At 55.4% G+C, this 23,747-nt stretch carries 21 protein-coding genes; 4 read left to right on the top strand and 17 right to left on the bottom strand.

Annotated elements, in window-relative coordinates:
* The 6 genes from urtA to HALA3H3_RS09565 all read right to left on the bottom strand — a co-directional run.
* The coding region (gene urtA, locus HALA3H3_RS09590; RefSeq protein ID WP_053856941.1) for an urea ABC transporter substrate-binding protein at positions 1-1,276 on the bottom strand (1,276 nt) is incomplete at its 3' end.
* 462 nt (positions 1,277-1,738) lie between these two features.
* Positions 1,739-3,241 carry a tripartite tricarboxylate transporter permease gene (locus tag HALA3H3_RS09585; RefSeq protein WP_009286164.1) on the bottom strand — a complete coding sequence of 501 codons (1,503 nt, stop codon included), beginning with the start codon at positions 3,239-3,241 and terminating at the stop codon, positions 1,739-1,741.
* Between the two features lie 54 nt (positions 3,242-3,295).
* On the bottom strand, positions 3,296-3,778 hold the full coding sequence (locus tag HALA3H3_RS09580) for a tripartite tricarboxylate transporter TctB family protein (protein WP_022521342.1): 483 nt from the start codon (positions 3,776-3,778) through the stop codon (positions 3,296-3,298).
* A gap of 107 nt (positions 3,779-3,885) precedes the next feature.
* The gene (locus HALA3H3_RS09575; RefSeq protein WP_022521341.1) at positions 3,886-4,884 is read right to left on the bottom strand and encodes a Bug family tripartite tricarboxylate transporter substrate binding protein; all 999 of its coding nucleotides are present in this window, start codon (positions 4,882-4,884) and stop codon (positions 3,886-3,888) included.
* A 191-nt stretch (positions 4,885-5,075) separates the two neighbouring features.
* Positions 5,076-5,807: a response regulator gene (locus tag HALA3H3_RS09570; RefSeq protein ID WP_022521340.1), complete on the bottom strand. Its 732-nt coding sequence runs from the start codon at positions 5,805-5,807 to the stop codon at positions 5,076-5,078.
* Between the two features lie 57 nt (positions 5,808-5,864).
* Positions 5,865-7,562 (bottom strand): ATP-binding protein, encoded by a 1,698-nt coding sequence (locus tag HALA3H3_RS09565; RefSeq protein ID WP_022521339.1) that lies wholly within the window; start codon positions 7,560-7,562, stop codon positions 5,865-5,867.
* Positions 7,563-7,663: 101 nt separating this feature from the next.
* Here HALA3H3_RS09565 and HALA3H3_RS09560 point away from each other — a divergent pair, with 101 nt between their 5' ends.
* A complete protein-coding gene (locus HALA3H3_RS09560) occupies positions 7,664-8,434 on the top strand; it encodes a DUF481 domain-containing protein (protein ID WP_009286167.1) in 771 nt (256 codons plus the stop codon).
* A gap of 14 nt (positions 8,435-8,448) precedes the next feature.
* On the opposite strand, the gene HALA3H3_RS09555 is transcribed toward HALA3H3_RS09560, so the two are convergent.
* From HALA3H3_RS09555 to HALA3H3_RS09545, 3 genes are read right to left on the bottom strand one after another with little or no spacing between them, the layout of a single operon-like run.
* Positions 8,449-9,219 (bottom strand): ABC transporter permease, encoded by a 771-nt coding sequence (locus HALA3H3_RS09555; protein ID WP_022521337.1) that lies wholly within the window; start codon positions 9,217-9,219, stop codon positions 8,449-8,451.
* Positions 9,220-9,253: 34 nt separating this feature from the next.
* Positions 9,254-10,036 carry an ABC transporter ATP-binding protein gene (locus HALA3H3_RS09550; protein ID WP_022521336.1) on the bottom strand — a complete coding sequence of 261 codons (783 nt, stop codon included), beginning with the start codon at positions 10,034-10,036 and terminating at the stop codon, positions 9,254-9,256.
* A gap of 2 nt (positions 10,037-10,038) precedes the next feature.
* Complete coding sequence (locus HALA3H3_RS09545) at positions 10,039-11,142, bottom strand: ABC transporter substrate-binding protein (protein WP_022521335.1); 1,104 nt, start codon at positions 11,140-11,142, stop codon at positions 10,039-10,041.
* Positions 11,143-11,510: 368 nt separating this feature from the next.
* Between HALA3H3_RS09545 and HALA3H3_RS09540 the strand changes: the two genes are divergently transcribed.
* Positions 11,511-13,064: a BCCT family transporter gene (locus tag HALA3H3_RS09540; RefSeq protein ID WP_022521334.1), complete on the top strand. Its 1,554-nt coding sequence runs from the start codon at positions 11,511-11,513 to the stop codon at positions 13,062-13,064.
* Positions 13,065-13,088: 24 nt separating this feature from the next.
* On the opposite strand, the gene HALA3H3_RS09535 is transcribed toward HALA3H3_RS09540, so the two are convergent.
* Positions 13,089-13,910 (bottom strand): flagellin N-terminal helical domain-containing protein, encoded by an 822-nt coding sequence (locus HALA3H3_RS09535; RefSeq protein WP_022521333.1) that lies wholly within the window; start codon positions 13,908-13,910, stop codon positions 13,089-13,091.
* Between the two features lie 73 nt (positions 13,911-13,983).
* Positions 13,984-14,430, bottom strand: a complete 447-nt coding sequence (gene folK, locus HALA3H3_RS09530) for a 2-amino-4-hydroxy-6-hydroxymethyldihydropteridine diphosphokinase (protein WP_022521332.1) — start codon at positions 14,428-14,430, stop codon at positions 13,984-13,986.
* 167 nt (positions 14,431-14,597) lie between these two features.
* Here folK and HALA3H3_RS09525 point away from each other — a divergent pair, with 167 nt between their 5' ends.
* Complete coding sequence (locus tag HALA3H3_RS09525) at positions 14,598-15,344, top strand: SDR family NAD(P)-dependent oxidoreductase (RefSeq protein ID WP_022521331.1); 747 nt, start codon at positions 14,598-14,600, stop codon at positions 15,342-15,344.
* A gap of 90 nt (positions 15,345-15,434) precedes the next feature.
* Here the strand turns inward: HALA3H3_RS09525 and ybiO are convergent, their stop codons facing one another.
* From ybiO to trhO, 5 genes are all read right to left on the bottom strand, one after another.
* Positions 15,435-17,846, bottom strand: a complete 2,412-nt coding sequence (gene ybiO, locus HALA3H3_RS09520; protein ID WP_009286170.1) for a mechanosensitive channel protein — start codon at positions 17,844-17,846, stop codon at positions 15,435-15,437.
* Between the two features lie 158 nt (positions 17,847-18,004).
* A complete protein-coding gene (locus HALA3H3_RS09515) occupies positions 18,005-18,436 on the bottom strand; it encodes a YqaA family protein (RefSeq protein WP_022521330.1) in 432 nt (143 codons plus the stop codon).
* A gap of 17 nt (positions 18,437-18,453) precedes the next feature.
* On the bottom strand, positions 18,454-19,275 hold the full coding sequence (locus tag HALA3H3_RS09510) for an IclR family transcriptional regulator (RefSeq protein ID WP_022521329.1): 822 nt from the start codon (positions 19,273-19,275) through the stop codon (positions 18,454-18,456).
* A 177-nt stretch (positions 19,276-19,452) separates the two neighbouring features.
* Positions 19,453-20,259 (bottom strand): enoyl-CoA hydratase, encoded by an 807-nt coding sequence (locus HALA3H3_RS09505; RefSeq protein ID WP_022521328.1) that lies wholly within the window; start codon positions 20,257-20,259, stop codon positions 19,453-19,455.
* Between the two features lie 97 nt (positions 20,260-20,356).
* On the bottom strand, positions 20,357-21,307 hold the full coding sequence (gene trhO / locus HALA3H3_RS09500; protein WP_022521327.1) for an oxygen-dependent tRNA uridine(34) hydroxylase TrhO: 951 nt from the start codon (positions 21,305-21,307) through the stop codon (positions 20,357-20,359).
* Between the two features lie 210 nt (positions 21,308-21,517).
* Between trhO and HALA3H3_RS09495 the strand changes: the two genes are divergently transcribed.
* A complete protein-coding gene (locus tag HALA3H3_RS09495; protein WP_022521326.1) occupies positions 21,518-22,207 on the top strand; it encodes a pirin family protein in 690 nt (229 codons plus the stop codon).
* Between the two features lie 85 nt (positions 22,208-22,292).
* Here HALA3H3_RS09495 and serA read toward each other — a convergent pair whose 3' ends face one another.
* Entirely contained in the window at positions 22,293-23,537 is a 1,245-nt protein-coding gene (gene serA / locus HALA3H3_RS09490; protein WP_039857612.1) for a phosphoglycerate dehydrogenase, read from the bottom strand.
* Between the last annotated feature and the right edge of the window lie 210 nt (positions 23,538-23,747).

Below are 23,747 nucleotides of genomic sequence, written 5' to 3'. Positions count from 1 at the left end.
TCGGCTTGCGCCAATCGGCAATCAGGTCACGGGAGCCAGGCAGGTAGTCAGACCAGGCGTCGCCCGCCACGGTAGACGGCGTCTGCCAAACGATATCGAACTGACCGTTGTCCTGAATCTCACCGATCAGCACCGGCTTGGTGATGTGGTGGTTGGGCATCATCGCCGCATAACCGCCGGAGAGGTTAGGTACGGTCACACCGATAATGGCGTCTTTCACCGTATCGACGTCTGTCGTGCCCGCTTTGCGAACCGCTTCGGCCCACATGTTGAAGCCGATGTAGTGCGCTTCCATTGGGTCGTTGGTGACGGCCATATCGTCGCCGGTGTACTCAATCCAGGCATCGATAAAGTCGTAGTTGTCATCGTTATCGACGCTCATGAAGTAGTTCCATGCCGCCAGGTGGCCCACCAGCGGGCCGGTATCAATACCGGTAAGCTCCTGCTCACCCACCGAGAAGGCGATGACGGGAATATCGGCAGCGTCGATACCCTGGTTGGAGAGCTCGGTATAGAATGGCACGTTGGCGTCGCCGTTAACCGTCGAGATTACGGCGGTCGGTTTACCCTCTTCACCGAAGCGGCGAATTTCTGCCACGATGTTCTGCCAATCGGAGTGACCGAACGGCGTGTAGTTGACCATGATGTCCTCATCCGCGATGCCGTGTTCATCCTTGAGGAAGGCCTCGAGGATACGATTGGTAGTGCGCGGGTAGACATAGTCGGTACCCACTAGCGCAAAGCGCTCGATACCGACTTCGTTGATAAGGTATTCAACCGCAGGAATCGCCTGCTGGTTAGGCGCTGCGCCGGTGTAGAAGACGTTTTCAGAAGACTCTTCGCCTTCATACTGCACCGGGTAGAACAGCAGCCCGTTGAGCTCCTCTACGACGGGCAGTACGGATTTACGCGAAACCGACGTCCAGTTGCCGAAAATCACGTCCACTTCTTCCTGGTCTAGTAGCTCCCGGGCGCGTTCGGCAAACAGCGGCCAGTTAGACGCGGGATCAACCACCACGGCTTCTAACTGACGGCCGAGCAAACCACCGGCTTCGTTCTGCTGCTCAATAAGCATTTCGACGGTGTCTTTGAGGACGGTCTCACTAATCGCCATGGTGCCGGAAAGCGAGTGCAGGATACCGACTTTGATCGAGTCATCGTCTTGGGCGATGGCTTGGGTGCTGGCCCCCATGATGGCAGCGGTGAGTAAAGCGGTCGCGAAACGGCCACTTGAAAGGAAGGGGCGAGGGTGTGTCGAGCGTTTGAGAGTGTTCATTGTTAATCTCCTTGCACCCCTTATGGCTGGGGTTTGTTATGACCGAGGCTTGATGATTGGCTTCGCACTTGGGGTTGTTGTGTTAGCTCCCCCAATACGTCCACTAGCCATTACGTTCACTAGCCAATAACTCTTGCAAGGGATGCGCCAGATTGGCACAAAGTTGCCTTATAGCTATTTAATCAGCCACTTAATAATCATCACAAAATCTCAAAACTCACTACATGCACCAAAATAAAGCGCATTAACGCTGCTGAAGCACCCTCTCAATGCACCAATAAAAGACAGTGCACCAACTAAGTACTTGAACTTTTTAAACACAAAGCATTAACGCATTAGTTACTTATTTGTTACAAAACCACTCTTTATTATTAGTTAAAAAAGTAGATAAGAAAGCGCAGATAAAAAAAGGAGCCTTGGCATCACCAAGGCTCCTTGCTATTCACCCTTTAAGTAGTGGCGTTAAACAGCCACGTCGGGTGGAATTTTCTTACGGCGTTTTTTCAGTAACGGCAGACCAAGCGACAGCAAGGCGACGACCAGTAGGCCAAGCGAGATAGGCTTGTCGATAAAGGTCATCCAGTCGCCACCGGAGATCTGCAGCGCGCGACGCAAGGACTCTTCCATAATGTTGCCCAGAATCAGCGCTAAAATCAGCGGCGCCGCGGGGAAACCAAACAGGCGCATACCCAGGCCCACCAGGCCAAAACCGAGCAGCAGCAACAGATCAAACACACTGAAGCTCATGCCGTAGACGCCGATCATGCAGAAGATCAAAATCAGCGACAGCAGTAGCGGCTTGGGCAGATCAAGAATCTTGGCGATCAGCGGTATCAACGGCAGGTTAAGCACCAGCAGGAAGATATTACCGATATACATACTGGCAACCACGCCCCAGAACACGTCCGGACGCTCTGTCAGCATCATTGGGCCGGGATTGACCCCCATGACCAGCAGGGCACCCAGCAGTACTGCGGTGGTACCCGAACCCGGTACACCCAGCGTCAACAGCGGCACAAAGGAGCCGGTACAGGCGGCGTTGTTGGCCGCTTCCGGCGCGGCCACGCCTTTGATATTGCCCTGCCCAAAGGTGTCGCCATCTTTGGCAATGCGTTTTTCCATGCTGTAACCCAGGAACGAACCAATGGTCGCGCCAGCCCCCGGCAGAACGCCGGTGAAGAAGCCCAACACCGAGCTGCGGCCAACGGGGCCAGCGATCTCTTTGACTTCGCTACGAGTCAGTTTCAGCGAGCCAATCGCATTACGCGGCGCCTCTTTGCCACCACCGCCGCGCAGCAGCATGTAGAACACCTCGGCAAGCGCAAAAATCCCCAGCGCCACCACCAGGAAGTCGATACCGTCGAGAAGCTGAACGGAGCCGAAGGTAAAACGCTCGGTACCGGTCTGCATATCGATACCCACAATCGAGATAATTACCCCCACCACGGCGGCAATCAGCCCCTTGATCAGCGATTTATCCGACAGCGAGACCACGGCGGTTAAGCCCAGCACCATCAGTGCAAAGTACTCGGAAGGGCCAAAGCTTACGGCCACTTTGGAAAGCAGCGGAGCCACCAGCATCAAGAAAATAACCGATACCGTACCGCCCACAAATGACGAGTAGGCGGCAATCGCCAGCGCTTTACCCGCCAGACCTTTTTTGGCCATCGGGTAGCCGTCAAAGGAGGTTGCTACGGTACCCGCAACGCCGGGGGCGTTGAGCAGAATCGAGGAAGTAGAGCCACCGAAGATGGCGCCGTAGTAAACCCCTGCCATCAGGATCAAACCCGACGAGGGTTCCATGGCAAAGGTGATAGGAATCATCAGGGCAAGTGCACTGATAGGGCCAAGGCCCGGCAGCATGCCGATAATGGTGCCAGCAAATACACCGGCAAATACGTAGGCAATATTGATTGGCTCAAGCGCGATGCCAAAGCCGTACATCAAATTATTGAAGGCATCCATGGGAATTACTCTCTTAAGAACTGCTAGCGGAAAGACCTGCTAACAAGGCTTTGTTTAGAAAGGCAGCAAGCCAGTGGGCAGGTAAACATCCATCACCTTCGTCATGGTCAGGTAGAGCGCCAGCACTACCCCCAGCGACGTAGCGAGGTTGACCCCATGGCGGCGATAGCCGTAGTAGGCCGTCAATCCAACGCAGAGCAGCGTAGAAGCAAGTACAAAACCCAGCGGCACCAGCAATAGCGCGTAGGCGGCAATCGCCAACGAAGTCACGATGACCCGCGCCCAGGGCGTCAGTAGCAGCGGCCCGTGCTGCGCCTCTTCGTCGACTTCATCGGCACCGGCTATCGGGGTGGGTTTCTCAAAAAATAGAAACACCGACAGGATCAGTAGCGAGAAGCCTAATACTTTAGGAAACAGGTCAGAATCGACCGGGCGCGGCAGAGGAAAGGTAGGGATCTGCCACGCCATCGCGATATAGCCAACAGCCAATACCGCAAACACCAGTGCTAACCACTGATTGGTATTTAAACGAGTCATAGGAATCTCTCCGAAGGAGCCAACACGTCTCCCGCGGTTAACGCATATTGTTAACCGCGGGAGACGCCCAGCCACGCTTGGGCGACTGGGCGATACAAGGAGTAGGATTACTGGCGCAGTAGGCCAAGCTCGCTCAGCACGTCGCTGAACTGCTCTTGCTGCTGATCCAGGAAGGCGCCAAACTCTTCGCTGTTTTGGTAGGCGTCGATCCAGCCCAGTTGGTCGCTCGCTTCGCGCCATGCATCGGTTTCAAGCATTTCGGCGAACAGGTCTTCGTAGTAGGCCACTGCCTCTTCAGGCATATCAGGAGCGCCCATCACGCCGCGCCAGATATCGAAGGTGTAGTCGAAGCCCTGCTCCTGGTAGGTAGGCACTTCGCTCAAGCCACCGCCCAAACGCTCTTCAGAAGAGACGCCCAGCGCACGCAGTTGGCTGCCTTCACCCAGTTGGCCAACCGCTTCACCAGCGCCGCCGACCACGGCTTCAATATGGCCGCCCATTAGGTTAGTCATGGCGTCGCCGCCACCCGAAAACGGGATGTAGTTGACTGCCGAGGCTTCCATTCCGGCCGCAGAGGCAAGGCCTGCAATGGCAATATGATCCATGGAGCCAGGCGCACTACCACCGCCAACGCTCAAGCTGGGATCTTCTTTCAGCGCATTGAGCAGGTCTTCGAGGTTCTGATACTCGGAGTCTGCCGCGACCAGGATGATTGAGTAGTCGGTGTTGATCCGCGCGACCGGGGTAAAGTCGGTGTGGTCGTAGCGCGAAGCACCTGCCAGCGGCACCAGAATCATCGGCGGGCTGGTGGCAAACAGCTTGTGCGGGTTGCCGCTATCGCGGGCCACTTGGGCCCAGGCTACGGCACCGCCGCCGCCAGGTACGTTGATAGCAGCGAAGCTTTCATCGGCCAGCTCTTCTTGCTGAATCACCCGCGACATGGTGCGAACGAGAGTATCCCAACCGCCGCCTGGGTTAGCCGGTGCGACGAATTCGATGGAGCGTTCAGGTGTCCACTCTTGCGCCTGTGCGGCGGTGCTCATGCCTGCAAAGGCAGCAATGGGAAGAGCAAATACAGATAAACGCTTGAGGGTAAGCGACGTCATGATGGCGTTCTCCACGTATCAGTTTTGTTGTGTGATGAGTTTGCTGTGTAGAGCTTCTTATTGTGAGACTGCACGCCGCGAACGTTAGAAGACCACTACCCTGACCGACAAGCTTGTGCGCATAAAAGACAAAAAGTTCTTTATGGCTATTTTGTTCATTTTGTTCACGCGCGCCTAATTACCACATTCCTTTATAGAGTGTTGAGCCACTCGTGTGCTGCCTCCAACAGCCGATAGCGGCGCTCAGGCCGCCCTACATCACCATAGCCCAGCTCCGCACTCACCGCCTGTTCAGCAACTAAAAACTCTAAATAACGGCGGGCGGTTGAGCGGCTGGCACCCATGATGCGCGCCATCTGCATGGCGGTGAGCGAGTCGGGTGCGTCGGCCAGGGCATCAATCACCCGGCGCAGCGTCAGCCGATCAATACCTTTAGGCAGGGCTTGGCTTTTAGCACGCAACGGCTCGCCGGGCTTCAGGCGCGCCAGCACGGAGTCCAGTTCATCCTGATTCATCTCGGCACGGTTGGCCAAGGCTTCACGCTCGCGACGGAAGCGAGTCAGCATTTGCGTCATTCGCGCGGCTTCAATGGGCTTGATCAGGTAGTCGAATACCCCACCACGCAGCGCCTCGCTGATGGTTTCTACTTCCCGGGCAGCGGTAACCATGACGATATCCACATGCACGTAGTCGCGGCGAATCGCCCATAGCAGCTCCAGGCCTTCAACATCGGGTAGGTAGGCGTCGAGCAAGATCAACTGGATGTTGGTGGCCTGTTCCGCCATGATCGCCTTGGCTTCGCTACCGTTGCGCGCCATGCCCACCACATAAAAGCCGTCGCTCTGTTCAATAAAGGCCCGGTGGATATCGGCAATGCGAAAATCGTCTTCAATGACCAAAATGCCGTACTGCCCATCAGACATTGCGTTCCCCCCTAGCCGTCGTGGTCACTGTTTTTGAAATTGTTGATGAAATTGTTTTTAAAATTGTTGTTGAGACTGCTGTTGGTCTTGCTGCGCACACAGCGAGCGGTCGAGCACCGCGATAAAGCATGCGCCCCCCAGCTCGCTCTCCTCCAGGGTCACGGCGCCGCCGTGCTGGCGGCAGAGCCTGGCTACCAGCGCCAGGCCAATGCCCTGGTGTTTGCCCGTTTTGGTCGAAAAGCCTTCCTGGAAAATCGATTCGGCGAGCTGGGCAGGTACTCCGGGCCCGTTGTCCTCCACTTCGATCAACAGCTGCTCCCCCAAATCGGTGAAAAACAGGCGTACTTTGGGCGCTTTACTCGGCCCATTCAGCGCTGCATGGCAGGCGTTGTCCAGCAAGTTACCCACCACGCTCATCATCACTTCTTGGCCGGTGGGCGTTAGCGGGCAGGAGAGCGAGCTTTGCTCATCGACTTCCAACGCTACGCCCAGCTCCCGCGCCCGGGTAAGTTTACCCAGTAGCGTACCGCTAAGCACGGCGTCGGCCACGTTGCGCATTAAAAAGCTCATCTGCGCCTGGGCGCGTTCGGTTTCTTGATGGATCAGCGCGAGGGCTTCCTCGATGCGTTCTAACTGCAGTAATCCTGAGATGGTATAGAGCTTATTGGAAAACTCGTGGGCCTGGGCACGCAGCATATCCACATCACGGCTGGCTTGGGTAAGCGCATGGGAAAGATCGACAATTTCGCGACGACTGCGGAAAGTGGCCACCGCCCCCTCAATCTCGCCTTCGTGCAGAATCGGCACGCGGTTGACCACTACCGGGTGATCGCCCAGCCACATCTCCTGGTCGAACTCCTGCTCTCCGCGTCGGAGCACCTCCAATAGCCGCGAATTGGGCACGACCTCGCGGATGGGCTGCCCCAGCAGCACATGCTCATCGTCCAGGTTGAGAAAGCGCCGCGCCTGCTGGTTGACCAAGGTAATATGACCTTCACGATTAACCGCCAGAATGCCCTCATGGATCGACTGCAAAATGGCCTCTTTCTCCATAGCCAAGCGGGCAATCTCGTAGGGTTCCAGGCCTAAAATGACCTTTTTAAGATGCTGCGATAGCCAGTAAGCACCGGCAAAGCCGAGACAAATCATCAACGCCACCAGCGCCCAGCCAAAGCTGTTGTAGCGGGCTACGTCCATGGCCACGCGATCCATCATAAAACCAACGGATACCAGGCCAATGATATTGCCCTCTTCATCCCATATGGGCGCCTTGCCACGAATGGCAGTGCCCAATGACCCGGTTGCCTCGGATACATAGTATTGGCCATGAATCAGCGCCTGGTCATTATCGCCCCCCACCATTGGCTTCCCAATCCGCTCCGGCACGGGGTGGGAATAGCGAATACTTTGGGCGTTGCCTACAACCACATAGCGCGCGCCCGTTTCATGGCGAACGCGCTCTGCGAGGGGCTGAATAATGAAAGAGGGGTCGGGAATTGAAAAGGCGTTGATAATTTGCGGCATCGACGCCACCGTTTTGGCCACCGCCAGCGCTCGCTCGCCCATCTGCTGGCTAATAATTTCTGCCTTGCGGTGATTGAGGTAGGTGCCCTGCGCCAGTAGCATGCCTGCCAACAGTAGTCCGACTAACAGCATTACCTGAAGGCGAAAACTGCGTTTATACCAGCTGCGCCTTGCGCGAGTGCGGCGCCAGCGCTGCAGGTCGGCTAACGTTCGGGGGCGGGAAGCGCTCATAGGTAGACTCGAAATGCGTGACCGCGCCATTATGGCACGCGCCAGCCAACGGCGTTAATCGCCGTCACCCCAGAGTCATCGTTCGCTGATATAATGGCCCAATGCCGAAATCAAGGAGGGATGTAGTGGCGATCGTTAGATGGATACTCTTGCTGGCCTGCTGGCCACTATGGCTAACCGTGGCATATGCCAACCCGTTCTACGCTCCACCGCCTCCCCAGGAAGATGCGCCCGTGTTCAGTGGCGATGCTGAACTGGGTTTTACCCGCCTCTCGGGCAATACCGATAGCCAGACGCTAATCGGTAAAACGCTGCTGACGTGGCTTACCGGTAACTTCACCTACTCGCTGCGTGGTGAAGTGCGTAACGTCACCAAGGATGACAAAACCAGCGCCGAGCAGTACTTAGTCGCAGGACGCGAACGCTATGAACTGGATGGCCCCCACTATCTGTTTGGGTTTGCCCGCTGGGAGAAGGATCGCTTTGCCGGTTACGACCAGCAGCTTTCTGCCATCGGTGGCTATGGGCGTCAGATTTTAGAGAACGATACCCATGTTTTTTCGCTGGAGGCAGGGCCAGGCTATCGTCATGACCGACTACGCGAACATGGCGATTATCGGTTAGCAGTGGCTTATACAGCGTTGGATTATCAATGGTTTTTTTCTGACTACGCCGATATTCAGCAGGAAATGTCGTTTGAGTACACCGACCAAAATACCACGTCGCGGTCGCTTACAGCGCTCACGGCAAGGCTCAATTCAAAGCTGTCGCTGCGCTTATCTCATGAAATCAAGCACAACTCCCAACCGCCTGACGACACCAGCGAGCGCACCGACAACACCACCAGCGCTTCACTGCTTTACCGCTGGTGAGTTGCGCACTGGCCCTAGCGATTCTGACCACGGTGCGCCCAGCCGGTCATGCGTTTTTCCAGTTGGGCAAATAGCTCGTACATCACCATGGCCATGGCGCTGATCACCAGCAGCCCGGCAAAGACCAGCCCCATGCGCATTTGCGAACCGGCGCTCATCATCAGATAGCCAATGCCCTGATTGGAGGCGACCGTTTCTGACACTACTGTGCCTACAAACGCCAGAGTAATAGCGACTTTTAGCGAGGCAAAGAAATACGGCAGCGAGCGTGGTAGGCCCACTTTCAGCAACACATCGATACGCCGCGCGCCCAGCACTCGCAGTACGTCTTCCATCTCAGGCTCCAGCGTGGCTAAACCGGTAGCCACGTTCACCACAATAGGGAAGAAGCAGATTAAAAAGGCGGTGAGTATCGCCGGCACCGAGCCAATCCCAAACCAGACAACCAGGATGGGCACGAAAGCCACTTTGGGAATGGCATTAAAGCCGACTAACAGTGGGTAGCAAGCGTTATATAGAAAGCGTGACGAGCCGATAATAAAGCCCAACACCAGCCCCACGGCCACACCCAATCCAAAGCCAATCAGCGTTGTCCAGAAGGTTTGCCAGGAGTGCATGGCGATAGGCTCGGAATAAGTTACCAGCGCCTGGGCCGTCTCCAAGGCACTGGGGAAGATAAAGCTGGGCACATCAAACACCCGCACCGTTACTTCCCAGATAACAACCAACGCGACCACCGCTATCCACGGCGCCAGTCGTTCAATTAACTGATTATTTTTCGTCATAAGTGCGCCTTTCATCAGGTGCTGGGGGCTTTTATTAAGTGCTGCGCACTTCGCCAATTTGAGCCCGCAGCTCCTGAACCAGATCAATAAAGGGTTTTTGGTAAGTGGTTTCCAGTGCACGGGGTCGCGGCAACTCTATTTCACGGCGCTCAATCACCCGTCCGGGGCGGCGGCTCATGATGTAGACGGTATCGGCCAGAAACGCCGCCTCGCGGAGGTCATGTGTCACGAGTACCACTGTAAAGCGCTGCGCTTCCCACAGATCGCGCAGCACGCACCACAGCTCCTCGCGGGTAAACGCATCCAGCGCGCCGAAGGGTTCATCCAGCATTAGCAGGCGCGGCTGGTGAATCAGCGCCCGGCAGATCGATGCCCGCTGCTGCATACCACCGGAAAGCTGCCACGGATACTGCTCTTCGTAGCCTTCAAGCCCCACGGTCTTGAGCAGCTTGCGCGCCCAGCCGACAAACTCTTCGCGCCGTTTACGAAACTGATGGCGGTAGGGTTTAACGATCTCCAACGGCAGTAGGACGTTATCCAGTGTGGTGCGCCAGGGCAGCAGGTTGGCGTTTTGAAACGCCATGCCGGAGATCTTCAACGGCCCGGTGACCGGTTCTCCATCCACTTGCACGGCACCAGTGGTAGGCGCATGCAGACCGGTGCAGAGCTTCATAAAGGTCGATTTACCGCAGCCGGAGGGGCCCACGAAAGCGACGAACTCGCCTTCGTGAATACTCAGGTTGATGTCTTCAATGGCATTACCCGACGCATCGTAGGCCAGGCTAACATCATCAAAGGTGACGAACGCTGCCGACATGCTTATTCGCCCTCGGCCGGAAACAGCATGCGTTCTTCCTGGGCAGGTAAGTAGTTTGAACTAAACACCTGATCGGGCGAAGGAATTGACGTGAGGTCGTAAGCATCGGCAACCAGTTGAATCGCCTGAGCCAGGCGCTCGTCATCCACTCCGCCCACGCCATTTTCGCGCACTTCAGGAGTGTCGACGACGCCATCCAGAGCGAGTTTTAAGCGCCTAGTCTCCATTTCCACATCGATCAGGCCATCGCGGTTTTTAACATACTCAATGGCAGCCTCGGGATCGGCAATAGTGTCGCCCAGGGCGCGGTTGAAGGCGCGCAGAAAGCCCTGCACGGCTTCCGGATTTTCTTCGGCGAAGGATTCACTAGCGATAATGGCGTTGCCGTACAGGGGCACGCCGTAGTCTGGGAACGGCATAATAGTCAGCTCGTCTTCGCTCATTCCCCGCTCTTCAAGATTGAGCAGGCTGGTGAAGTAGAAGCCAGTGATTGCATCCACATCGCCCCGGGTTAGCAGCGTTTCGCGCAGCGTAGGGTCGACGTTTTGCCACTCCACCGCGTCGGCGTCCAGATTATTAGCCGCGGCAAACACGCCCCAGGCGCGGTAGCCGGTATCGAAGGTGGGGGCGGCGATGGTTTTACCGGCTAAATCAGCCGGGCTCTCGATGCCGCGGTCTTTGCGGGCAAACACCGCCGCGGGGGTGCCGTCGTAGACGATATAGACGCCTTGGATACCGGGGCCATCGGGGTTTTCGGCGAGAAACTCGACCAGCGCATTAAGATCGCCAAAGCCCATTTCATAGGCCCCGGACGCCACGCGATTAATCGCACCCGCCGAGCCGCTGCCGGAATCAATCTGAACGTCCAACCCTTCGTCGGCGAAGTAGCCTTTCTCTTCAGCCATCAAAAACGGCGCGGAGGGGCCTTCAAAGCGCCAATCCAGCTGAAAACGTATTTGGGTATCGTCGGCGTAACTGATAGCCGGTATTAACATCAGCGCTGCCGCGCAGCCGATGAGCAGGCGCGCCGTAGAAAAACCTGGTGTTGCAGTGGGAAAGCCTAGTGTTGAAGTAGAAAAACGGCGTTTAGAAGTGGAGGTCATCATCGTGAGCATACCTTGTATACAAAATATGCTTTAGCATTGCAGCAATACTGCCATTATTGATTTTTTATTTAATTTTCATGCTATTAGGTAGACAGTTAAGTGCCGCCGCCCTCCGCCATATGGCCAAAACGGTGCATTTGCCCCTGAGCAACGCACCAAGTTAAAACATATTAGACGTTGGTCTAAATTGGCGATATACTAAGCTCAGTTTCCTGTCTTGCGCCATTCCTTGAATGGCGCTTTTTTTTACCTGTAATTTCGCCTGCTTCAATCACCAACTTCTGAACGCTCATGTGGCGTTACACCGCTTAACGGCACGCTTTAATAGGCTGCTATTTCAGTTTCTCGCTCCCCATAAGGTATTTAACATGACCCACCCCAGCCCCAATTCTGAGAGCTCTCAGCGGTTTTCGCTCGGCGACCCTATTGTATTGATATTAAGTATCGGCTTTATCGTTGCCTTTCTCGCACTGTCGCTTTACGACGTAACTCTGGTAGCTGACAGCATCAGCGCTGGCTTCGCCTGGACCGCGCTAGTGCTGGGCAGTTACTTTCAACTGCTGCTCCTGCTGACGTTCTTTATCGCCATCGGTTTGGCCATAACCCCAGCCTCTAAAGCTAAAATCGGCAATTTAGATGCACCAGAAATGAGCACGTTTAAGTGGCTCTCGATCATTCTGTGTACGCTGCTGGCAGGCGGTGGCGTATTCTTTGCCGCCGGTGAGCCCGTATACCACTTTGTGGTAACGCCTCCCGCGTTTGATAGCGAAGCAGGCACCGCTGACGCCGTTTCCGGCGCCTTGGGGCAGTCCTTCATGCACTGGGGCTTTATGGCTTGGGCGGTACTGGGGTCGCTAACCGCCGTGGTGCTTGCCCATGCGCACTACGTGAAAGGCCAGCCGCTTCAGCCCCGCACCCTGCTCTACCCCGTACTGGGTGAGCGACTAATGCGCGGCCCGCTGGGCAGCATCGTCGATGCCTGCTGCGTAATTGCTTTGGTTGCGGGCACTGTGGGTCCAATTGGTTTTTTGGCCACCCAGGTCAGCTTCGGCCTGCACGAGCTGTTTGGCTTACCGGAAGGTTATCCCGGCCAGTTGATCATTCTAGCCGTACTCGGCAGCATCTACGTGCTCTCTTCCATGAGCGGCGTACACAAAGGCATTCAACTACTTAGCCGCTTTAACGTGCTACTGGCGCTAGCCATTGGCGCGGTCATTATTGTTTTTGGCCCCACACTGTTTTTGGTCAATAGCTACGTTTCAGGCATGGGCGCGTATGTCAGCGAATTCTTTACCATGGCGACCATGACCGCAGAGACCGCTCCGGCGTGGTGGATGCAGTGGTGGACAGTATTCTTCTTTGCCTGGTTTATTGGCTATGCGCCGCTGATGGCGATTTTTGTGGCGCGTATTTCCCGCGGTCGCAGCATCCGCGAAATGATCATCGCGGTAGCAATCCTGGCACCGATTGCCACCACCGTGTGGTTTACCCTGCTGGGCGGCTCAGGCATTTATTATCAACTCACCGGGGTGATTGATTTAACCGAGGCGCTAAACAACTTCCAGTTTGATGTAGCCACCTTAACCATTGCCCAAGCACTGCCCGGCGGTACCTGGATGGCACTAGCGATCCTGCTTCTGACCACCATTTTCGTTGCGACCACCGGCGACTCAATGAGCTACGCCATTGCGGTAGTGGGGGCGGGGCACGATAACCCCAGCCCGGTCATGCGGGCGTTTTGGGGGATCGCCATGGCGTTGATGGCAGCGGTACTGCTGTATATGGGCGCAGGCCAGATTGGCGCGCTGCAGCAGTTCATTGTTATCACCGCGATTCCGGTCTCGTTGATACTGCTGCCGTCACTCTGGAATGGCCCACAGGCAGCCTACGCCATGGCCCGTGAACAGGGCATTATTGATTAAGAGAGCTGCGCTACAGTGCTTACCTTATAGCCCTTCCAGCAGGCGCAGAATCATCTGCGGCTGCTGGTTGGCCTGAACCAACATAGCAATGCCTGCCTGCTGCAGGATATGGGCGCGCACAAGGTTGGAGGCTTCCTTAGCATAATCGGCATCCTGAATACGCGACTGGGCAGCGGAGGTGTTAACAATACTGTTATTGAGGCCATCAATTACGCTTTCAAAACGGTTTTGCACCGCCCCCAAATAGCTACGTTGGCGATCTAACCGCTTGATCGCCTCATCCACTCTATCTATCGGTTTATCCGTCCCACTGAAATCCTCAGTCACGTCCAAACCATCAAGACCCAACCCCTGTAAATTCATGGCTTCAAAACGAACGGCAATGGTATCGCCAACGTTAGCCCCCACTTGAATGTTCAGTGATTTAGTGTCGTTCAACAGCCCAATGCCATTGAAGTTACTTTTCCCGGCGATGCGCTCAATCTCTTCTAAACGTTGATCAATTTCGTCTTGGATAGAATCCAGGTCGTCGGAAGAGTTGGTGCCGTTAGCTGCTTGCACACTCAGCTCACGGATGCGCTGCAGGTTGTCGTTAATCTGATTAAGCGAGCCTTCCGCCGTCTGCACCATTGATATGCCATCATTGGTGTTGCGGATCGCCTGGGTCATGCCTTTGATTTGCGCCGTCATACGATTGGCAATAGCCTGGCCGGCAGGGTCATCCTTGGCACTATTGATGCGCAGCCCAGAAGAGAGGCGCTGCATGGCGGTCTGCATGGCCTGCTGACTGCCGCGCAGATTGTTCTGCACGGTTAGCGACATCACATTGGTATTTAGGCTGAGCAACGCACGCCTCCAGGGAAGTTAGCGCGCCCGATTGATGGCGGCTACAACGTTACTATCGGCCTAAACGCAAAAATCATGAACACTTTTGAGGCTCAAGGCTGCGACCACTACTCGCCAGCACTTCATCAACAGGTTTTTTTACATAGTCGTGCAGGTAGTAACCGTCATCGACCACCTCTCCATCCCAAGCCACAATGTCTAGATCCATAGTACGTGGCCCCGATTTAATCGCTCCCCGAACACGGCCCAGACGATCTTCCACCCCTTTGAGGTAAGCACGAAACGCTTCACGCTCAAGCGGTGTGCTCACCAACAGCGCGGCGTTTAGGAAATCGGGTTGCTGCTGGTACCCCACCGGCTGGGTGCGAATCGTTTTGGAACGAGCCAACAGATTGCACTCACGGTTAATGATATCGACCGCCTGAGCCACATAGTGGTCTGGGTCGATGTTAGAACCTAAAGAGATCAAGCACTCATGGAGCGTTTCAGATTGTTTGGTAAACAACGTCGTTGGTGGCATAGCGACATCCTGTTAAAAGTGACGTCTTCTTGAATGGCCCTGTAAGCAGGACTCATCTATCAATACCTCTAAGCACGTGCCACGTGCAAGCTGTGTATAAGTTATTGACAAACGCTACACTCACGCAGAAAGTCTTCCTATACCAATAAAACAGTAGGGAACGCCTTATGCACCATCAAGCTGCTCTGGTAACCGGCGGTGCTACCCGCTTGGGCCGATTCTTCTCCGAAGCGTTGGCTGATGCCGGTTTTGATATTGCTCTACACGTTAATCGCTCCCGCAAAGAGGCCGAAGAGGTCGCCAGCGGTATCCGCGCTAAAGGGCGGGAGTGCGAAATATTTTCCTGCGATTTTTTAAACGAAGACTTAAACGACTTACTCCAGTCGGCCAAACAGCGCTTCCCAGGGCTTAATTTGCTGCTGAACAGCGCCTCTGCCTATGAACCAGCGCCGATCTCGACGACCGAGCTGGCGATGCTGGAGACACAGTTCAGGGTCAATATGTTTACCCCGCTACTGCTCACCCGTTACTTTGCCGAAACCGTTCAAGAGGGCCAGGTGATCAATATCATCGATAATAAGGTGACCTATCACCAGTATCCCTATGCAGCCTATTTGCTATCGAAAAAGAGCCTAGCGGAGATGACTCGTATGGCGGCACTGGAGTTCGCACCGCGCATTCGCATTAACGGCATCGCCCCTGGCGTGGTACTGCCCGCTTCCCAGCGCACTAGCGCCTATATTGAGTGGCGTATTGAAGGCATTCCGCTCAAGCGCCAGGGGCACCCCGAGCACCTTGTACAAGCTCTGCACTACTTGTTGGAAAACCCCTTTGTAGCGGGGCAGATTCTGTTTGTCGATGGCGGGGAGTCAATCAATCTGGAGGGTCGGCACTCAGAAAACTATGCCAATTAAATAAAAATTCAGCCCTTAAAACGCAACGAGGCCGCCTGAAGGCGGCCTCGTTGCAGCGATTGATAACAATCGCTTCACGATAACAACAGTTTAAGTTTCATCGACGTCGTCATGGTCAGGCTTTTCGTGTTCAAAAGTATCAGAGCTAGTTTTACTACCGCGTGGATCAAACCTGTCATCCGATGTAATATCACCCGACTTAGGCTGCCCAGCCGGGCTACCATCGATCGTAAAGGCTTGCTGCATAACACGCAGGTTTGCGGGAGGCGCAGAACCAGTTTTATCTTGCCCGAAGTAGAGCGTGGTATGCGGGAAAGGTATCTCGATACCCGCTTCATCGAAGCGTAGCTTGACGAGGCGATTGTAGGCGCGGCCCACGGCCCACTGGTCGCCCGGCGTAGTCTTGATCACCACACGGATGTTCACGGAGCTGTCTGCCAGCGCAATGACACCTGCCACGGTCAGATCCGCCAACAATTTATGGCTATGCTCTTCGCTGGCTTTCAGGTCTTCAAAAGCCAATTGAAGCTGTGCAATGGCATCATCAATACTCTCACGATAGGCAATACCGTACTCACCCACATGGTTACCAAACTCGCGCATATAGTTAGACACGGTATCCACGCTGGAGAACGGTACGATGTGATAAGTACCGGACAAATCACGAATACCGACAGAGCGGATACTGAGCCGTTCGGCGGTGCCTGTCACGCCACCCACCGTGACCACATCGCCGGTATTCATAGCGTTCTCGACCTGGATAAATACCCCGGTGATAACGTCCTGCACCAGCTTCTGAGCACCAAAACCAATCGCCAAACCAAGTACACCGGCACCGGCAATCAATGGGCCGATATTGATGCCAATTTCCGACAGTACGATCATGCCGGTAATCGTGACCATAGCGATTGCCAGGGCATTACGAAACAGGCTGAGCAGGGTTTTTGCCCGCGCAGAGGGTTCACCGTAGCCGGTTTCCGGATTGAGCTTATGCTCGATCAGGCTTGCCAGGCCCAGCCACACGGCGAGCGCCACAATCAAAATCACCGCAACACTGGTCAGGTTGCCAACCAGCACGGCGCCACCTTCAGAGGCATACCAGGCAGCTAGGTCAAAGGCGCCCCAAGCGTTCAGCACCATCATGATGACCACAATCAGAATGATCGTACGCAGCACGCGAAGCGCATTGGGCACGTAGCTGTTTAAGCGCTTTTCAAGCAGCGGTAATTTGCGCCGCAGATCGTCCGACAGGGTAATCCGACGGCCAATGGTCTGGGTAAGAAAAGACGACACCAACAACCCAACGACAATCGCGGCCAATGACTTCAAGGTGGCAAACATCACAAACGGCAGCGCATCGCCGGGGCGCGTTAACGTCAGCACAAATACGATCAAGAAATAGAGCAGCGCGAACAGGTGCCAAGTACGGGCAAATAGCTGCAGCGAGACGCGGCTGGCAGTCAGCGTTGATTTTGCCGCCATCTCGTTCAGATTACCGCGCAGACGGGCGCGGTTTCTTAGCACCACAACCACCGCATAGATAAACGCCAACAGCATAATCAGCGTACCGACCGCTTGCCCCAGCGAGGCCGCCACATAGAAGTTAACCAGCGGGACTACCACCATCAGGCCGTAACCGACCATGCCGATCAACCGCGCTAACCAGCGGTTCCAGTAGGAGGCTTCCTGGGCAGAGATAGGCAGTAGCCGCAGCCCTTCGTAGCGCGAAGAGAACAGCATTCGCACACCGGCTTTGAGCAGTTCAATAATCAAGAACGCATTTAAAAACAGCGAGGCACGGGTCGAGAGCTCCCCTGCTTCACCAATCGCAAAGGTGGCCAGCAGATTACCACCCACATAGGCCAAGCCGACAAGCAGCACATCGATGACTGCCGCAATCGCCACGCAGAAAACCAAACGTAAAACGGGGGTTAAATTTTTACCATTCAGCGACCAGCCGCTGATTTTGGTAAACAGCGGCTTAGCCAACCGCCGAACAATCATAAACAGTGCAAAGGTGGCGACAATCACCATACCCAGATTAATCGCCGCACTGGTGAAGGCGGCCATATCAAAGACACTGTCGGCCTCTTGGCCAGAAAACAGACCGCCGACAATGCCTACCACTTGCTCGAATTGACCACCCACATCGCTTACCACACGACTGGTGAGCTCAGCGAGTTGGCGTGGCAGCGAGACATCCTCCGGCGCTATCTCACTGCCTTGAGCGGCCGCTTCCGGGGAGAGTTCGGTAGCAACGCCATTGGGCAGCACTGAGGCTTGATTGCGCAACATCTCAATCAGCTCTTGCCGCGACTGCTCATCCTCTAGCAGGTTCGCCAGCGCCTCATAGGACGTAGGCGCTGCTTCTTCAGAGGATGCAGCACCATCGGCGCTGGTCGACTCACTTGGCGCGCTCTGCGCCATTGCTGGCGTGGCTATTAAGGCAATCATTGCCAATAGCCAGACACCTAGCCAGGGTAATAAACGAAGTGGCTTCACACCTAAACCTCCTTTTGGGTGAGTGTTCTGTTCAATCTAACGGCTGCTTAGTTTTACGCAAGCCAATAATAGGCAGCCCAAGTTGCTTACACTCTACACTGCCAGCGCCGCTTGTGAAAAAGTTGTACAGGTTAACATGACTTGATTAATAAGGCGTTTCACTGGCAAAGCGGTAATAGCCACTGCTGTGCCAGCAGTAACACCACCGCGTAACGCGTACCTTTAGCGACCACAATCCACGCTAGCGCCCGCCACCAGGGCAGCCGGAAAACGCCGGCCAGTACAGTGAGAGGGTCACCAATAATCGGTGCCCAGGAAACCAGCAGGCTTAGCTCGCCAAAGCGATGATACCAGCGCTCCGCTCGGGCTAAGCTGCGTGGCGAGGCCGGAAACCAGCGGCGATCTTGAAACTGACGCGCATAGCGGCCCATCGCCACGTTGATCATGCTGCCGAGAGTGTTGCCCGCCGTGGCCACCGCCCACAGCCCCAGAGGCGGTTCGCCGAGACACCACAGCCGCGCTAGCCACACTTCCGACCCACCGGGAAGCAGCGTGGCGCTGACCAGGGCGACAAAAAACAGGCTTAGCATAGACTCAGTGAGCCACGTTAACGTGGCACCTGCCCACCCAACTGCTGGGTTATCTCATCGGCCGTTTGGCGAACCAGCGCCCCCAGGGTGAGTAAGCGAGCTTCCGGGATGCGCGCCACCGGGCCAGAAACCGAGATCGCCGCCAACGGCGTGCCATGCTCATCAAACACACAGGCGGCCACGCAGTGCAGGCCAATGGCATGCTCTTCACGGTCACAGGCAAAGCCTTGGGCGCGAATCTGCTCTGTTTCCATTTGAAGTGTGTCGGATTGATAGAGCGTATTGGCGGTCACTCTTGCCAACTCGCTGCCATCCAGCAGTTTGGCGCGCTCATCATCGGGCATCCACGCTAGCAGCGCTTTACCTACGCCGGAGGCATGCAGCGGCGCGCGGGAACCTAGGCGGGTGATCATTCGCATCATTTGCGGTGATTCATGCTGCGCTAAAAATACCGCCGTGACCCCATCGCGAATGCCCAAATTAGCGGTCTCGCCGGTCTCAGCGGTTAAACGGCGTAGAAAAGGGCGACTTGTGGCCACCACGTCGCGGGCTTCAAGAAAGCTATTGCCGATACGGAAGGTTTTGACATCGATTCGCCATAGGCCTTGCTCGTTCTCCTGGGTCACAAACCCCTGACTCTGCAAGGCTTGCAGCAAGCGGTGGGTGGTAGAGGGCGCCAACTCAGCCATCTCCGCCACATCTGAAAGGGCTAAACCAAGCGGGCTGGCCGCAAGGTACTCCAACAGCGTTAAGCCACGCACCAACGACTGGCTATGGCCTCCGCTAGCTTTGGCGGTACTCGCCGGACGACCGACCGTCCTGCGTTTGGCTTCACTCACTTGGCTTTCTCCAAATAGGCACTGCTAAAAGACGCTCCCAAAAGCGCTCCTACTACTTACTAAAAGCGCCCTTGCTGACGACGGCTTCCCTAAAATACAAAGGGCGTCAGGATAACGTGACAACATGGCAATTGTCGCGTTTACGGAAACGAATTCCATTCATTCAGCGATGGTACGTCAGCGATGCCGCCAGTGCGGCGGCCGCTTGGCGATAAACGCATCAATCCCCTCGCTCACATCCTCGGCTAACATATTGCAGGCCATGGTTTCCCCGGCAAAGGCGTAGGCTTCGTCGAGCGACATGCTCAACTGACGGGCAAACATGGCTTTTCCGGTGCGCACTGCAACAGCACTTTTCGCGCAGATACTGGTGGTCAGGGCTTCAGTTGCTTCGTCCAGCGCGTCATCAGCTGCCACGCGGTTAATCAACCCCCACTCAACGGCTTGATCGGCACTGATAAACTCCCCGGTAAGCAGCATCTCCATGGCGTGTTTACGCGCAACGTTGCGGGAAAGTGCTACCGCTGGAGTAGAACAAAACAGGCCAACATTGATGCCAGAAACAGCAAAGCGTGCGCTGCGTGCCGCCACCGCTAGATCACAGCTCGCCACCAGTTGGCAGCCCGCAGCGGTGGCTATGCCCTGCACTTTGGCGATGACCGGCACAGGCAAGTGCACAATGGCCTGCATCACTTCGCTACAGCGGGCAAACAGCGCTTGATAGTAGGCTTTATCGGGGTTGGCACGCATCTGCTTCAGATCATGCCCGGCGCAGAAGGATTTGCCTTCGGCGGCAAGTACCACACAGCGCACGCTGCTATCGTTGGCAATTTCGGCTAACGCGTCGTGAAGCGCTTGCAACATGGCTTCCGAGAGCGCGTTAAAGCGCTCTGGCGCGCTCATCGTCAGCGTTGTGACGCCTTGGTGGTCAAAACGTTGTAGGAGGGAGGCCGTTGTGGAAAGGTCATCAGTGGTGATGGGCATGGTGAACTCCTGAGGTTGAGTAACACTTTGCCCATCAGTCTAGCGCACAAGCTTTACGTACGTTTTTGTTTAAAAATCTTGCCTACAGTGCGCTACTTCATTTTTTCATTAGGCGGGTGTCGCGGCCTAAGGGGTGCGGCTCGCCGCGCTGTTTGGCTAAATCGATTTGGCGTTGGCGCTCACGGGCCGCCGCGCGGGTCTTCTCCGGCAACGAGTCGATGCAGTGGGGGCAGCTAATGCCCGGTTCGTATGCAGAAGACTGCATATCTTCTGCGGAGATGGGCATGCGGCAAGCGTGGCACTGCTCGAACTCGCCTTTGCTTAAGTCGTGGCGAACCGTCACCCGGTTGTCGAACACAAAACACTCACCGCGCCACAGCGACTGCTCTTCCGGGACTTTTTCCAGGTAGTTCAGCACGCCGCCTTTTAAGTGGTAGACCTCTTCAAAGCCTTCTTTAAGCATAAAGCTGGAGGCTTTTTCACAGCGGATGCCGCCGGTGCAGAACATGGCTACTTTCTTATGTTTTTCCGGGTCGTAGTGCTCGCGCACGTACTCGGGAAACTCGCGGAATGTGGTGGTTTTAGGATCGATCGCCCGCTCAAAGCTGCCAATCGCCACTTCGTAATCATTGCGGGTATCGATCACCAGTACTTCCGGGTCGGCAATGATGTCGTTCCAGTTTTCCGGCTCGACGTAAGTGCCCACGGTATCGTTAGGGTCGATATCCGGCACGCCGAGGGTGACGATTTCTTTTTTGAGTTTGACCTTGGTGCGGTAGAACGGCGTTTCGTCACAAAAAGACTCTTTGTGATCAATATCAGCCAAGCGTGGGTCAGCAGTCAGCCAGGTCAACAGTGCATCGATACCTTCGCGGCTACCCGCCACCGTGCCGTTAATGCCCTCTTTGGCGAGCAGCAGTGTGCCCTTTACATCGTTATCGAGCATGGTTTGGCGCAGCGGTTCGCGCAGCGCTTCGAAGTCGTTCAGGGTGACAAATTTGTACAGCGCTGCGACCACGATGGGCGGCGTTTGAATGGGTACTGACATGTAAAGCTCCAGGTAGTCACCCTCGCAAAGGGCGGACCGGGTTAGAAGAGGCCAGGATTTTACTCGAAAGCTAACCAAAAGTTTAGCGCTGGCAATCACATTTAATACATCGATTTATTCGACAGGAACGTGCAGAAAGCTTCACCCCACGGAGCGTCAGTAAGGCGTATATTGTCATTATTCAATCTCACGCAACCTGCGGAGCACACCATGATTATTCGTCGTTCAAACGAGCGGGGCTACGCCGACCACGGCTGGCTGCGTTCCTTCCATACCTTTTCCTTTGCCAACTACGTTGACCGCAACCATATGGGGTTCCGCGCTCTGCGCGTGATCAATGAAGATCGCGTAGCGGGTGGCCATGGTTTTGGCGCCCATCCTCACCGGGATATGGAGATTATCTCCTATGTGCTTGAAGGTGAGATGGAGCACAAAGACAATATGGGCAATGGCGAGGTGATGCGCCCGGGCGATGTGCAGCGCATGTCGGCGGGCACCGGCGTGCTGCACAGCGAGTTTAATCACTCCAAGGAGAACGGGCTGCACTTCCTGCAGATCTGGATTGAACCCAAGCAGCTCGGCATTAAACCCAGCTATGAGCAAAAGGCTTTTCCTAGCGCTGAGCGTCAAGGGCAATGGCGTTTAGTGGCTTCTGAAGAAGGCCGCGACGGGTCTGTGAGCATCAACCAGGATGTGAACCTTTACGCGGGTTTGTTTAACGCTGGCGAACAGGCAACAGCGCCGCCTTCGCGCTATGCTTGGCTGCATGTGGTGAACGGCGAAATGGAGATTAACGGTGAGACGCTGAGCGCAGGCGACGCCGCGGCGTTCCAACCGGATGAGGCGATAAACCTTACCGGCAAGGAAGCAGGCGAAGTGCTGCTGTTTGATCTTGCTTAAAGACCGAACCTACTAAACTGCCTAAACCGAAACGGCGCCTCGCAAGAGGCGCCGTTTTTACAGCCAACTTATTTAACCAATTGCGTTAGCTATTTTGCGCCGAGTAGAGCGCACGAATTTTCAGCGTGTGATCCACTTGCTTCAATGCTTCCAGCGCCTGGGGGCCGTAGGCTTTATCTACATCAATGACCACATAACCGACTTTTTCATTGGTCTGCAGATACTGACCGGAGATGTTGATATCGTTTTCAGACAGCACGCGGTTAATCTGCGACAGCACGCCCGGTACGTTATCGTGAATATGCAGCAAACGGTGCTTGTCCGGGTGAGCGGGCAGCGCCACCTCGGGGAAGTTGACCGAGGTCACGGTGGTGCCGTTATCAGAGTAAGTAATCAGCTTTTCTGACACTTCGATACCGATATTCTCCTGAGCTTCCAGGGTAGAGCCACCGATATGCGGGGTCAGAATCACATTCTCCAAGCCACGCAGCGGGCTCTCAAACTCTTCTTCGTTGCCTTTCGGCTCTACCGGAAAGACGTCAATCGCCGCGCCGTTGAGATTGCCCGCTTTAAGCGCTTCGGCAAGCGGTTCGATTTCAACGACGCTACCGCGGGAGGCATTAATAAAGATCGCACCGGGCTTCATGGCAGCGATCTCTTTTGCGCCGATCATCCAGCGGGTAGAGGCAAGGTCAGGCACGTGCAAGCTAATGACATCGGAACGACCCAGCAGCTCTTCAAGGCTTGCTACCTGGTTTGCATTACCCATACCCAGCTTGGCGATGACATCATAGTAAATGACGTTAAAGCCCAGCGATTCGGCCAGCACCGAAAGTTGCGCGCCGATGCTGCCGTAGCCAACGATACCCAGCGTTTTACCGCGCGCTTCGTGGGAGTTCTTCGCTGACTTCAGCCAGCCACCCTGGTGAGCGCGGGCGTTTTTCTCTGGGATACCGCGCAGTAGCATAATCGCTTCTGCCAGCACCAGCTCGGCCACCGAACGGGTATTGGAGTACGGCGCGTTAAATACCGCGATACCGCGGGTGAGGGCAGCGGTTAAATCGACCTGATTGGTGCCGATACAGAAACAGCCAACGCCGACTAGCTTCTCTGCCGCCTCGAACACGCGCTCCGTTAACTGGGTGCGGGAACGAATACCAATGAAGTGAACATCGCGGATCTTTTCGATCAGCGCATCCTCATCAAGGGACGTCGGCAGGTGCTCAATATTGGCGTACCCTGACGTGTGAAAATTGTCCACCGCACTTTGGTGGACGCCCTCGAGTAGCAGGATCTTGATCTTGCTCTTGTCCAGGGACGTTTTGGCCATGGCTGAATCAACCTCTATGGTCGGCGGCATGCGCCGTGTATCGGTTCACGGGAGGCGCATATCGTAGCACAGCCCGCATCGTTCAGGCCGGGTGTGAATGATGAAAAGTCTGCGTGGTGACAATGAATGGATCGCAAGTCGCGCAACAAGCTGTATTGAAGAGGGCAGACGCCGCCCCCCAGCCTCGGTGTATACTGTGGGCTTATTTAA

The sequence above is a fragment of the Halomonas sp. A3H3 genome (assembly GCF_000982975.1).
Classification (GTDB): Bacteria; Pseudomonadota; Gammaproteobacteria; order Pseudomonadales; family Halomonadaceae; genus Vreelandella; species Vreelandella titanicae.
This window is presented reverse-complemented; position numbering and strand designations above follow the sequence as displayed.